Annotated in this window: 15 protein-coding genes and 1 other RNA gene; 8 read left to right on the top strand and 8 right to left on the bottom strand. The window is 52.3% G+C overall.

The window, feature by feature from the left end:
* Position 1: 1 nt before the first annotated feature.
* Positions 2-583: a UPF0149 family protein gene (locus tag AB4876_RS07590; protein WP_368381047.1), complete on the bottom strand. Its 582-nt coding sequence runs from the start codon at positions 581-583 to the stop codon at positions 2-4.
* 233 nt (positions 584-816) lie between these two features.
* Here AB4876_RS07590 and AB4876_RS07585 point away from each other — a divergent pair, with 233 nt between their 5' ends.
* The 4 genes from AB4876_RS07585 to AB4876_RS07570 all read left to right on the top strand — a co-directional run bounded on the left by AB4876_RS07585 (position 817) and on the right by AB4876_RS07570 (position 2,216).
* Positions 817-990, top strand: a complete 174-nt coding sequence (locus tag AB4876_RS07585) for a TIGR02449 family protein (protein WP_231856169.1) — start codon at positions 817-819, stop codon at positions 988-990.
* A complete protein-coding gene (locus AB4876_RS07580; protein WP_368381046.1) occupies positions 987-1,295 on the top strand; it encodes a cell division protein ZapA in 309 nt (102 codons plus the stop codon). The genes AB4876_RS07585 and AB4876_RS07580 overlap by 4 nt, the downstream gene beginning before the upstream one ends.
* Before the next feature lie 52 nt (positions 1,296-1,347).
* Positions 1,348-1,528: non-coding RNA, 6S RNA (ssrS, locus tag AB4876_RS07575), on the top strand.
* A gap of 70 nt (positions 1,529-1,598) precedes the next feature.
* The gene (locus tag AB4876_RS07570; protein WP_368381045.1) at positions 1,599-2,216 is read left to right on the top strand and encodes a 5-formyltetrahydrofolate cyclo-ligase; all 618 of its coding nucleotides are present in this window, start codon (positions 1,599-1,601) and stop codon (positions 2,214-2,216) included.
* Between the two features lie 9 nt (positions 2,217-2,225).
* On the opposite strand, the gene ilvA is transcribed toward AB4876_RS07570, so the two are convergent.
* Both ilvA and AB4876_RS07560 read right to left on the bottom strand, forming a co-directional pair.
* Entirely contained in the window at positions 2,226-3,743 is a 1,518-nt protein-coding gene (ilvA, locus tag AB4876_RS07565; protein ID WP_368381044.1) for a threonine ammonia-lyase, biosynthetic, read from the bottom strand.
* A 93-nt stretch (positions 3,744-3,836) separates the two neighbouring features.
* Positions 3,837-4,043 carry a hypothetical protein gene (locus tag AB4876_RS07560; RefSeq protein ID WP_368381043.1) on the bottom strand — a complete coding sequence of 69 codons (207 nt, stop codon included), beginning with the start codon at positions 4,041-4,043 and terminating at the stop codon, positions 3,837-3,839.
* 124 nt (positions 4,044-4,167) lie between these two features.
* Here AB4876_RS07560 and rpiA point away from each other — a divergent pair, with 124 nt between their 5' ends.
* Positions 4,168-4,839, top strand: coding sequence for a ribose-5-phosphate isomerase RpiA (rpiA, locus tag AB4876_RS07555; protein ID WP_368381042.1), 672 nt, complete (start codon positions 4,168-4,170; stop codon positions 4,837-4,839).
* Positions 4,840-4,919: 80 nt separating this feature from the next.
* Here rpiA and AB4876_RS07550 read toward each other — a convergent pair whose 3' ends face one another.
* Positions 4,920-5,585, bottom strand: coding sequence for a fumarylacetoacetate hydrolase family protein (locus AB4876_RS07550; RefSeq protein WP_368381041.1), 666 nt, complete (start codon positions 5,583-5,585; stop codon positions 4,920-4,922).
* A gap of 15 nt (positions 5,586-5,600) precedes the next feature.
* Entirely contained in the window at positions 5,601-7,010 is a 1,410-nt protein-coding gene (locus AB4876_RS07545; RefSeq protein ID WP_368381040.1) for a D-2-hydroxyglutarate dehydrogenase, read from the bottom strand.
* 92 nt (positions 7,011-7,102) lie between these two features.
* On the opposite strand from AB4876_RS07545, the gene serA reads away from it, so the two are divergent.
* Both serA and AB4876_RS07535 read left to right on the top strand, forming a co-directional pair.
* Positions 7,103-8,329 carry a phosphoglycerate dehydrogenase gene (gene serA, locus AB4876_RS07540; RefSeq protein WP_301028209.1) on the top strand — a complete coding sequence of 409 codons (1,227 nt, stop codon included), beginning with the start codon at positions 7,103-7,105 and terminating at the stop codon, positions 8,327-8,329.
* A 47-nt stretch (positions 8,330-8,376) separates the two neighbouring features.
* On the top strand, positions 8,377-8,748 hold the full coding sequence (locus tag AB4876_RS07535) for a hypothetical protein (protein WP_368381039.1): 372 nt from the start codon (positions 8,377-8,379) through the stop codon (positions 8,746-8,748).
* Between the two features lie 148 nt (positions 8,749-8,896).
* Here AB4876_RS07535 and AB4876_RS07530 read toward each other — a convergent pair whose 3' ends face one another.
* The 3 genes from AB4876_RS07530 to AB4876_RS07520 form a co-directional block, all read right to left on the bottom strand.
* Complete coding sequence (locus tag AB4876_RS07530) at positions 8,897-9,841, bottom strand: alpha/beta hydrolase (protein ID WP_368381038.1); 945 nt, start codon at positions 9,839-9,841, stop codon at positions 8,897-8,899.
* Between the two features lie 129 nt (positions 9,842-9,970).
* Positions 9,971-10,699 (bottom strand): hypothetical protein, encoded by a 729-nt coding sequence (locus AB4876_RS07525; RefSeq protein ID WP_368381037.1) that lies wholly within the window; start codon positions 10,697-10,699, stop codon positions 9,971-9,973.
* 137 nt (positions 10,700-10,836) lie between these two features.
* The gene (locus AB4876_RS07520; RefSeq protein ID WP_368381036.1) at positions 10,837-11,607 is read right to left on the bottom strand and encodes an SDR family NAD(P)-dependent oxidoreductase; all 771 of its coding nucleotides are present in this window, start codon (positions 11,605-11,607) and stop codon (positions 10,837-10,839) included.
* A 246-nt stretch (positions 11,608-11,853) separates the two neighbouring features.
* Here AB4876_RS07520 and AB4876_RS07515 point away from each other — a divergent pair, with 246 nt between their 5' ends.
* The gene (locus AB4876_RS07515; protein ID WP_368381035.1) at positions 11,854-12,243 is read left to right on the top strand and encodes a hypothetical protein; all 390 of its coding nucleotides are present in this window, start codon (positions 11,854-11,856) and stop codon (positions 12,241-12,243) included.
* Positions 12,244-12,269: the final 26 nt, after the last annotated feature.

Below are 12,269 nucleotides of genomic sequence, written 5' to 3'. Positions count from 1 at the left end.
TTTAGTGCAAACGGCCGTCGGTATTACCCACAGCATGGCCAACTGACGACGCATTACACTCAACAAAAATCGTCATTGCGGCAATGCGCACGTATTCGCTCACCGCAAAATAATCCTGTTCGCCCTCTTCGTCATCGCCTTCATCGGCGGAAACCTGGGCAATGGCGGCAATATCGCTAATCGCCTCGGTAAGCTCCCCAGAATAGCTTTTATCATCGCTCGCTTGCTGCTTTCCGGCCATGGCAAAACCAGTCAAAAAGCCCTGGCACCACTGACCAAGACTGGCAATGCGCTGGTCTAGATCAAACTCGTCGTCGGGCAGCAGTAATTCCAAATCCATTTCACCGGACTCTAGACTCAATAAAGCCGTGCAATACACTGTATAGAGCGCGTCACTCTGTTCGGGGTTTGGCGCTTCACAATCCAGCAAATCCACGCAGTGTTGCAGCCAGCCGTCCTGTTCTAAACGACCACCTACCGAAATAAAACCCGCGGCATAGCCGTGTAGTTCAGCGGGCGGCTGCAAGGCACCGAGGCTGAGAAAAAGATTAGCGAGATCGTCGTGCTCTAAACTGGCGGCCATGAGAATAAATCCATCAATACATATAAGTTCGCAATGGTAGCGCTGCGCCACCATAAAATCGAATTTCTAATGAGATGAGCAATAAAGACTTTTGGCTCGCCACCGTCAATTACGCCTCAGATTAATTGCATTGACCCGCATACGAGCCACACTCTACTATAATCTGATCTTTTTCTGGGTACGGACGCGGTCTAAGTATGGATGAGCGACAGTTGCAACTTGTGGAACGAAAAGTGGACGAGCTTGTCCAGTTGTGTGAACAATTAGACAAAGAAAACCGCGCACTAAAAGCCGATGCCAGACACTGGCGTACTGAGCGCGAACAACTGATCGAAAAAACCGATATTGCCCGCGCCAAAATTGAATCCATGATTCAGCGGCTGCGTGCGCTGGAGAAAGAATCGTGAGCACACCTACCCTCGTCATCAAAATTCTCGACAAAGAATACCAAGTTGCCTGCCCCCTAGAAGAACAGGGCGCGCTAATGCAAGCAGGGCAATTCCTCGACCAAAAAATGCGCGGTATTCGCACCTCTGGCAAGGTTGTTGGCCTAGAGCGCATCGCCGTTATGGCCGCGCTGAACATCAGCTATGAAATGCTACAAGCTAAGAAAAATGCCACCCCCAGCGAAGCCGAAACTAGCGCGGTAAATCGTATCAGCAACAAAGTAGACGAAACCCTGCACCGCTGCCGGCAATTGGATATTAGTTAATTCCCTTACGTCCCCGCCCTATTATTGGGCCAAAGCTGGCGTTATACTGACCGCCACCCTGGGATATTTGCTAGGCCGTCTAGACCCCTGAGCCGATGCTTTTATACCCGGAGTGTTCCAGCCGAGATCCGTGTGCATGTCCGCTTGTCGGAAAGCCTAAAGATCTCGCGGAGTACTCCACCTTGAACCGCTGGGTTCAAGGGCCACGCGGCCAGCGGTATCTTGGGGCTTTTCCACATTCCTTTCTAAAACCTAGTTCTAAACGCTTATCCAGACCATGTATTCAGGCGCTATAATGCGACTATGAACTCAGCGCTTAAAAACCAACTTCGCCAAAGCCTTAGAGCGCGCCGCCGGCAGATTTCACCCAGCCAGCAGCAACTGGCCGCCCAGCAATTAATGCAGCGCATCATCAAACTCCGCGCCTATCGCCGCGCCCGTCATGTCGCCGCGTATCAGGCCAGTGACGGCGAAATCTCTCCCGCTCTGCTGCTGCATCACGCCGCTTTACAAGGCAAAAACTGTTACCTTCCCCGCATCCGCTTTGGTTGCGCAGATCAAAAACACATGAGCTTTCAGCGCTACCACCCCCGCCAAGCGCTGCGCGTAAATCGCTACGGTATTGGCGAACCAGCGGGCTTGCGCTATGACGCGAGGTCACCGACCAAACTGGATATTGTGTTAGTACCCTTGGCGGGCTTTGACAAGAATGGCGGGCGATTGGGCATGGGCGGCGGTTTTTACGATCGCTGCTTTGCGTTTAAAAATCGCAAACCACAGCAAAAACCACTGCTGATCGGCATCGCCCATCACAGCCAAGAGGTCTCTGCGCTGCCGATCGATGATTGGGATATTAGCTTAGATGTGATTATCACCGACCGCACCATGATCGTCCCTCGGCGCGGTCGGAGTATGCACTAACCGCCATACTTAGCTCAAAAACAGCTTGTAGGCGGGGTTATTACTTTCTTCATGATAGGGATAGGCCAGCTGATCAAGGAAGGCTTCAATTTCCTTGCGCTCACCATTAACCGCCTGCAATCCTACCAACACTCGGCCATATGCCGCGCCGTGATTGCGGTAGTGGAACAGGGAGATATTCCAGCGATTGCCCAGCTTGGTCAGGAAATTCATCAGCGCGCCGGGCCGCTCGGGAAACTCAAAGCGATACAGCAACTCATTTTCTACCGCTGCTGGACGATGACCGCCAACCATGTGCCTAATATGGAGCTTGGCCATTTCATTATCGGTAAAATCCGCCACCGGATAATCTAATTGCTGTAGCGCTGCAACCAATTCATTGCGATCGCCGCCGCCCGCCGCCACCGACACCCCAACAAAAATCTGAGCATCGCGATCATCGCTATAGCGGTAGTTAAACTCGGTAATATTGCGCCGCCCCAGCGCCGCACAGAATTTTTTAAAGCTACCCGCCCGCTCAGGAATGGTGACGCTGAGAATAGCCTCGCGCTGCTCGCCAATCTCGGTGCGCTCGGCGATATAACGCAGGCGATCAAAATTGGTATTGGCGCCACTGTCTATTGCCAACAAGGTCTGGCCGGAGCAATCGTTTTGCTCAACGTATTTTTTCAAACCTGCCAGCGCCAGCGCACCAGCGGGCTCGGCAATTGAGCGGGTGTCATCAAAAATATCTTTAATTGCCGCACACATCTCATCGGTAGTTGCCGTCATAACACCATCGATAGTCTTGCGGAGCACCCGAAAGGTTTCCTTGCCGATCTGTGCCACCGCAACGCCATCGGCAAATATACCCACCTCGGGCAATATCGCTCGCCGACCTTTTTCCATCGCCAACTTTAAGCAGGCAGCATCTTCTGGCTCAACAGCAATCACTTTCACTTCGGGACGCACATATTTGATATACGCCGCTACGCCAGCCGCGAGACCGCCGCCCCCAACGGGCACAAAGACGGCATCTAAAGGGCCAGTTACTTGGCGCAGAATTTCCATACCCACGGTACCCTGGCCAGCAATAACTTCTGGGTCGTCGTAGGGGTGGACGTAAACCATGCCTTTTTCTTCGACAAGCTTCTTGGCAAATACCGAGGCTTCGTCGTAAGTGTCGCCATGCAAAACGACTTTGCCGCCGCGGGAGCGCACCGCGTCAACTTTAATTTGCGGCGTGGTTTTGGGCATAACAATTGTCGCCTTCACGCCGAGCTTTAATGCGGCCAAGGCCAAACCTTGCGCATGATTACCCGCCGAGGCCGCCACCACGCCCTTGCGCCGCTCCTCCTCAGTGAGGCTAATCATCTTGTTATAAGCACCGCGCAGCTTAAAGGAGAATACCGGCTGTAAATCTTCGCGCTTAAGCAATACGTTATTAGCCAAGCGCTTGCTCAGTATTGGCATTTCATCCACGGGGGATTCAATCGCCACATCGTAGACACGGGCTTTGAGGATTTTCTTTATATAGCTTTGGGGCATCGCTTTACGCAGTCTCCATTAACACGCCAGCCGTGGCTGCAACGCTAAAATTCCAGCGGGCAAGTCTACCGCGTCTCAAGCCAAAGCGCAGCATTAGCCGCCACCGCCGCCACATCCACAACCCCGCCACTCTGCCATATCAGCCAACACCTGCAACTCCTCGGCGGGACTCACCCCTGCACGATAGGCGTCGAGGTGAGCACCTTTTGCCGAGGAAACCAGCCACACCAAATCATCATCCTCGGCCAAATACCTAAATTCGGCCAACCAAGCCTCGTAGCTTGAGCACTCAAGGTCCATACTCACTCCGAATATAGCTGCACTCGCGACGCTCAATCCGAAATCCACCTCGCAATTGAACGCTGCAAATTTTATAATCACAGGCTCAGCACCTCTCGCCACAAAGCCAAAACAAGGGCCACCCATGACACAAGATGAGCTAAAACTCGCGGTAGCTCAAGCCGCGATCGACAACATCAAGCCCGCTATTCTCAACGGTGAAATCATCGGTGTTGGCACTGGCTCTACCGCCAATTTCTTTATCGATCTATTGGCCGAATTTAAAGATGACATTAAAGGCACCGTCGCCAGCTCCGAAGCCTCGGCCCAGCGCCTGCGTAAACACGGCATTGAAGTACTGGAGTTAAACAGCTGCGGCACAATCGCGGTGTATGTCGACGGCGCCGACGAGACGAATGAACGCCTCGAGCTAATCAAAGGTGGCGGCGCCGCCCTGACCCGCGAAAAAATCGTCGCTGCTGCCAGCAAGCAATTCATTTGCATTGCCGATGGCAGCAAGCTGGTTGACCGCCTCGGCGCCTTTCCGCTGCCTGTAGAAGTCATCCCCATGGCGCGCAGCTATGTAGCACGGGAACTGGTTAAACTCGGCGGCAATCCGGTTTATCGCGAAGGCGTCGTCACCGACAACGGCAATATCATTTTAGACGTTTACGACTTTATGATTGCCACCCCGCAAAAAACCGAAGAGCAGATCAATAATATTACCGGCGTGGTGACTAATGGTTTGTTTGCCTGCCGGCCTGCGGATGTGTTGTTGCTGGGAACGGCAGAAGGCGTGAAAACCCTTACCGCTTAATGCTGGACGGGAGACGGAGAACGCAAAGGCAGCGCACTGCTTTATCTTAGCGTTTACCATCTCCCGTCACGCGCCTCCCGCTAAAGAACGACCGTTTCTACCTTCAGCAATCCTTCCAACTCACACAGCAAATGATCACCGCTACACAGCGGCCCTACTCCCGCTGGGGTGCCGGTTAGCACGACATCGCCTGGCATTAGGCTAAAGTTGTGACTGATTTCGCTGAGCAGGGTTTCGACTGAAAACAGCATATCGGCGCAGCTGCCCTGTTGTTGCACGCCGCCATTGCGCATTAAGCGCAACTTTAACGAAGCAAAATCCAAGTCTTGCTCAAAGGGAATGAACGCCGACAGCGGGCTAGCGCCATCGAAGGCTTTGGCGCGCTCCCAGGGTTGGCCTTTCTTTTTTAACTCGCTCTGCAAATCCCGCAGAGTGAGATCCAGTGCTAAACCAATTCCCGCAATCGCAGCGCGGCACTCACTAGGCGCGGCCTTGCTCAAAGGCTGAGCAATGAGCAAAGCTAATTCCAGCTCGTGATGACAGCTGCCATCGCCAGCGGGTAATTCCAAGGGTTCAGCCATAGCCACCATGGCGGTGGCGGGTTTAATGAATAGCAGCGGCGTGTCAGGGATCTCGTTACCCAGCTCTTTAGCGTGCTCGGCGTAGTTGCGACCAACACAGACCTGCTTGCCCGGCGCGGCGGCAAATTCACTGCCGTCGATAAAGTGGTGACGATACAAATTCATTACAGCCGCTCCGCCTTAATCGAATATTTTGCCAGGGTTCATCAAGCCTTTCGGGTCGAATATCTGCTTCACTTGGCGCATCAAGGCAATTTCTGTCTCTGAGCGCGAATAAGTCAAATAATCTTTCTTCAACAAGCCCACTCCGTGCTCTGCCGACACGCTGCCGCCAAATTTCTCAACAATTTCAAACACCCCAACACTGACCTTCGCGCACTGAGCAAAGAAGGTTTCTTTATCCAAATCATCGGGCTTAAGAATATTCAGGTGCAGATTACCGTCGCCGATATGGCCGAACCAAATAATTTCAAAATCGGGGTACTGCGCAGTTACCAGCTTCTCGACGGCCTCAAGGAAATCTGGCACCTTTGAAATCACGGTGGAAATATCGTTTTTATAGGGCGTCCACTTAGAAATGGTCTCGGAAATATCCTCGCGCAGGCGCCACAAATTTTTAAGCTGCTCTATGCTTTGGCTCATCACGCCGTCGCTAACCCAACCTTCTTCCACGCAAGCTTCAAACAAGGCCATGGCCTGTGCCTCTACCTCATCGTTAAGGCACTCGAATTCCAGCAGCGCGTAATACGGGCAGACCGACTCAAAGGGCCGCGGCACTTTGCTGTGGGCCACCACTTTTTGCAGCGCCTGCTCAGAGAAGAATTCAAAAGCGGTCAGGTCCATCTCGGCCTGAAAGCGATTAAACAAATTCATAATGCCGTTAAAATCTTCCACGCCCAAGACAAAGGCAGTGAGATTTTTGGGCTGGCGGGTCAGCTGCATGGTAGCCTCAACAATCAGCCCCAATGTGCCCTCTGCGCCAATAAAGAGTTGGCGCAGATCGTAGCCAGCGTTGTTTTTCAGCAGACCGCGATTCAATTCCAACAAATCGCCATTGCCGGTAACCACTTTTAAACCCGCTACCCAGTCGCGGGTCATGCCGTAGCGAATAACCTTAATGCCGCCGGCATTGGTGGCGATGTTGCCGCCAATCTGCGAAGAACCCGCCGAGGCGAAGTCTACTGGGTAAAACAGGCCGCGATCTTCCGCGAAGTCCTGCAACTGCTCGGTGATCACGCCAGCTTGGCAAACCACGGTGCGATCGATGGGATCGAAGTCGCTGATATGGCTCATATAATCGAATGACACCACCACTTCGCCGTTAGCGGCAACGGCGCCACCACTCAAACCGGTGCGGCCGCCCGAGGGCACAATGGCAAATTCTAGGGTATTTGCCAGTTTAACAATGGCCTGCACCTCGGCCACCGTGCGAGGAAAAACCACCGCCAAAGGGGCTGGAGTGTGGACTTTGGTCCAGTCGCGACCGTGGCTGAGCAGGATTTCAGCATCGCTGCGGACCTTGTCCTCGCCCACAATGGCTTGTAAGTCTTTAATTACGCTAGCAGAGGACGGTATTTGGCTCGCCGACATGGTAAAAATGCCTCTCAGAATCGCACTTGGGAAAGTGTAATATGATAACATACTGCGCTTTCACTTTACCTCAGAGTGGGGCTAGCAAATTCATGGCAAAAACATCCCTCGACAAAGCCAAAATCAAATTCCTGCTATTGGAAGGGCTTCACCAGTCCGCTGTCGATGCCCTACACGCGGCCGGCTATACCAATATCGACTACTACCAAAAGGCCCTGCCCGACGAAGAGTTGAAGCAAAAAATTGCTGACGCCCATTTTGTTGGCATTCGCTCGCGCACCCAGCTCACCGCTGAAGTGCTAGATGAAGCCAAAAAGCTGATTGCGGTAGGTTGTTTTTGCATAGGCACCAACCAAGTTGACCTGCAGGCCGCCACCGAGCGCGGTATTGCGGTATTCAATGCCCCCTTCTCCAACACCCGCTCAGTTGCCGAGCTGGTTATTGCCGAAGCGATTCTGCTAATGCGTGGCCTAGCCGAGAAAAACGCCGCCGCCCACCGCGGCGAGTGGATGAAAACCGCGGTTGGCTCCTACGAAATCCGCGGCAAGCGCCTTGGTATTATCGGCTACGGCTCAATTGGCATGCAGCTTTCGGTTATCGCTGAAAGCCTAGGCATGGAAGTGTGCTTTACCGACGTGGTCAATAAACTGCCACTAGGCAATGCCAGCCAAGTCAGCATGGGTGAACTGCTGGCAACTTCTGACATCGTCACCCTGCACGTGCCAGAAACCGTATCTACCCAGATGATGATGGGCGCAGATCAGTTTGCCCAAATGAAAACTGGCGCGATTCTAATTAACGCCGCTCGCGGCACCGTGGTCGACATCGACGCGCTCGTTAACGCCCTGCGTGACAACAAGCTCGCTGGCGCCGCCATTGACGTATTCCCCGAAGAGCCACGCAGCAATAATGACGAGTTCATCTCGCCACTGCGCGAGTTCGACAATGTGTTTTTAACACCCCATGTTGGCGGTTCTACGGTTGAAGCCCAGCTGAATATAGGCATGGAAGTCGCCGATAAACTGGTGAAATACTCAGACAACGGCACCAGCACCTCGTCAGTTAATTTCCCTGAAGTGGCGCTACCGGCACACCCTGGCAAGCACCGTATTCTGCACATTCACCACAATGTGCCTGGCATACTCAGCGCGATTAACCTGATCTTTTCGGAGAACAACATCAATATCTCCAGCCAATACCTGCAAACCAGCGAGAAGGTTGGCTATGTGGTTATTGATATTGACGAAGCCTCTAGCGAATTTGCGGTAGAAAAACTGCTAGACGTGAAAGGCACTATTCGCTGCCGCGTATTGTTCTAAACCACCTGTCGCGCTAAGCGACAGAAACTGCAAGGGCAACGCCATTTATGTCTGATATTTTAAACGCCGAACTCGCCGCGCTGCTCGATAAACACGCGCTGGTAGGCATCAGCTATTACGATATCAATGGCGACACCCTTCAGCAGCGCATGCTCGCTGGCACCGTGGTGCGGGTAACCGCCAAAGACGGCATTACCCTGCGCCAAAGTGACGAACAAGAATTCACCATTCCCTCCTCAACTGCGCCTTGGTTTATTGCCCCCGCGGGTAATTACAAAACTGGCGACGGCGAAGCAGTTAACAACCCAGATTACCTAGTAACTTGGGATGTGCATCGCTGCCAAGACATGGACAAACCAGAAGGCGAGCACCAGTGGTGGGAGTGGGTGGCGAATACCACGCCGCCGTCGGTGGGTTGAGTTGCGGGAGGCGCTTGACGGGAGATGGGAGACGCTTAATAGCATTCGCTGCGCTCACATGGATACCTGCCTTCGCAGGTATGACTCCGAATTTTCGTAACGCGTCGCTATTTTTTGCGTTTACCGTCTCCCGTCAAGCATTCAGCGCCTAAAAGAAATCATCACAGGCCTGCCACAGCTGCTCCCGATAGGCTTCGCTCTCTTTTGCCAAATGGTGATGGGCGCCAGGCACAAACACCACTTTGGCATTAGGAAATTTCTGCTTAATCCTCGGCAGGTTATAACGCCACTCTACCGTTTCATCGGCGTCGCCCTGCAATATTAAGACCGAGCTATTCACCGGCGCTTGCTTAAGAAACCAGGGCTGCCATTTTTTCAGCGCACCCACCCAACTTACCGGCAGGGTTCTGGCTTGCAATGGGTCGCGCTCCCGCAAAAATTCTAAAAATGCCTGATCATCAGAGTTGTCTGCAAATTTACGGGGCAAGCTATGAATAAAATACTTTAATACGGCGTGAGCGGGTTTGCCCCACCACCAATCACAGGGCTTTAATAAAGGCGCCAATAACACCACCCGCTCAAACTCAGTTTCGCCGCCGCTGAGCAGATACGACATCAGTACCGCGCAGCCGGTACTTTGCGCTAAACCAACCCGCCGGCTCGGCAGTCCAAAATCGGCCACAACCGCAAAGGCATCGCTCATAACTTGCTGATAACGCCTAAAATCATCAATAGCCGCAGGTTCACCAGTCGACAGACCGTGACCGGGCAAATCGTAAGCTACCACCGAGTAGCCGTGCTTTAAAAAATAATTAACCACATTGTTAAACAAGCCGACATGATCGTAATAACCATGATAAACAAAGGCCGTACTGTGAGCGCTCGGCAGACAAAAGACCTGCATGGCGATCCGCTCGCCAGCACTGTCAAAACCGCCAAAAAGATGCTTTAAACCAGGGTAATCCAGCTCATAGTTAATATCATAATAGGCACTATAAGACGCGGCCCAGGGCAACTGAGCAATTTCAGCGGTGACACTAATATCAGGAAGCGGGGGAATCGTCTTGGGGTCCAGCTCGGGCGACCAAATCATGGTAAGCAACACTCTAATTATTAACAGCGCAGCCAATATAAGCCAAGTGGCCAAAAATGTATCGCCCAAAAGCAAAGACCCAGCAAACGCTGGGTCTCATCACTCACGCTTAATTTTAAGCGGTAAGACTTACTTTTTAAGCCAAAATTTATTTGGCTGGGGCATTACACCCAACTGAATCGCGCAATCGCGGAAGTTCCAGTAAGTGTACTCGCGCACCACTTTGCGATCTTTATAGCAGTGGAAGGTGATACCACGCGTGTGAGTGGTTTTGCCTTTAGCGGGCAGACCTAGGAAATCGACATTGTGCTGTGCTTTCCACACCCAGTTCATTACGCACCACTCGTCATAGGAGTGATCTGAACCCATTAAGGTATCTTTAGACCACATTGCCCACTCGTCAGGCGTATAGCCCTCTGGGGTATCTAGGCGAATTTGCGCGGCGCGATCACCCGCCATACCGCCGTCGTAACGAATCACGTCAAACTGGTGAATGCCAACTGGCGAATCTTTACCAAAGGGCAAAAATGCTTGATAAAGCTCTTCTTTGTCCTGAATTGCTTGGAACAGAGTGATATCTTCAAAAACGAAATCATCGGCGTAATAATCGACAATCGCCTCTGCGCCGCCAGTAAAGAATGTATCAATCCAATCTTCGCCGCTAGACATACCCATACGGCCAGTGCCTTTAAAACCTTTCTCTGCGGCCTTGGCAGAGCTCATGCCAAATGCAGCAGAAGGTGCAACACCACCTACTAACAATGCGGCACCCGCTTTTTTCAGGAATGAACGACGCGCTTTATTGTCGTTCTCTTGTGATGCTAATTCACGGCCTTCTTCTAAATACCCCAGATGCATATTGCTTCTCCACCAGTCATTATATTGTTGGCTACCTGTCTTTACATTTATTGATTAACAGATCAATAGATATTCGACTATAATGGTTTGCTTGTCAATACAACCTAGCTGCAGCTGAGGACTCTTCCTGCGGAAGCTTATTTAAAACTATCAGCCTGCGCTCGGAGACGGTCGCGCAGCATCTGCCGGCTAGCCTGATCCGGCACGCAAATCACCTCGTCGCTGTCACTGTCGAGCTGCGCTAGGCTAGCGGCAACGACATCAGCGGGAGTCCACCACGCGGTGTCAGGCACCACACTGAGATTAAATCCGGACGCCGCCGCTCGTTGATGGAAATCACTGCGGGTATAACTGGGGCATAAGCACTGTATTTTAACCCCGTCGCCAGCCACCTCTAACTGCAAGGCTTCGGAGTAGGCATTGAGAAAAGCCTTACTCGCGCCGTACACCGCGGCATTTTTTAAGGGCAAATAGCTGCCCACTGATGAAACATTAACAATGCGGCCGCCACCCTGCGTTTTCATATACGGCAACGCCGCGCGACACAGCGCCAAAGTGGCGTTGCAATGTAAATTCACCATAGCCTGCTGCTCGTCTAAATCTGCTTCGGCAAACCGGCCATGTACGCCAAAGCCCGCATTATTTATCAAAATGGTAACGGGACCCTGCTGACGAATCGCCTCCATCACCCTTGCCACGCCGATGCTGGTCGCTAAATCAACGCCGAGGGTATAAATCGTCAGACCCGCTTGGCTTAAGCTCTCCCGCAGCGTCATCAATTTAGCCACGTCGCGCCCCACCAACACCATCACCTTACAGCGCGCCGCCAATTGCTCGGCAAAAGCCTTACCTATACCCGCCGATGCCCCAGTAATTAAGGCAATTTCTGTTCGCATTTCAGTTTTCATTTATCCGTCATTCTCGTTTTGCCACCACAACAGGGCCAGTGGACATCAATACCCACACTGTTAGCACATTACAATAAAGCCCGTCATTCTGCCCCTTATTCAACGGGGCCGATACCGGCCTGCCATTACCAAATGGTAAGACAGGAGATTATTAGGAATATGCACCCAATCCGGCTTCAAAGCTTAAAATGTCGGTTACTATACCCACAACATGCAATATCACGTCACCAGCAATTGAGAGCCACCATGAAAAAATTACTCGTCTTTTTTGCTGCCGGCTGCGTGGGCGCCCTCATCAATAGTCTCGCCATCTGGCTGCTGGGTGAACAGGGAATAACCGCGCGCTTTGGCATTGCGATTGCGCCGAATCTAAGCCCAAACTGGCTTTATCCACGCATTGTGTGGGGAGGAATTTGGGGATTACTGTTTGTATTACCAATGCTCACTTCACGTCCGCTAAGCAAAGGCTTGCTGCTGAGCCTATTCCCAACAGCTGTGCAGCTATTGCTGGTTTTTCCGCAAGCACACAAGGGGCTCGGCGGCGTAGAACTCGGCTTATACACTCCTATTCTAGTTTTAGTCGTTAACGGCCTGTGGGGCGCAACTACCGCATTGACTATTCGCTACGCTCGCTAAGCGCAACGCGCCATCAAGTAATTTGT

Origin of the sequence: Zhongshania guokunii, assembly GCF_040892635.1 — a bacterium.
Lineage (GTDB): Bacteria > Pseudomonadota > Gammaproteobacteria > Pseudomonadales > Spongiibacteraceae > Spongiibacter > Spongiibacter guokunii.
The sequence above is the reverse complement of the archived record's forward strand: the minus strand, read 5'-3'. Positions and strand labels throughout refer to the sequence as shown.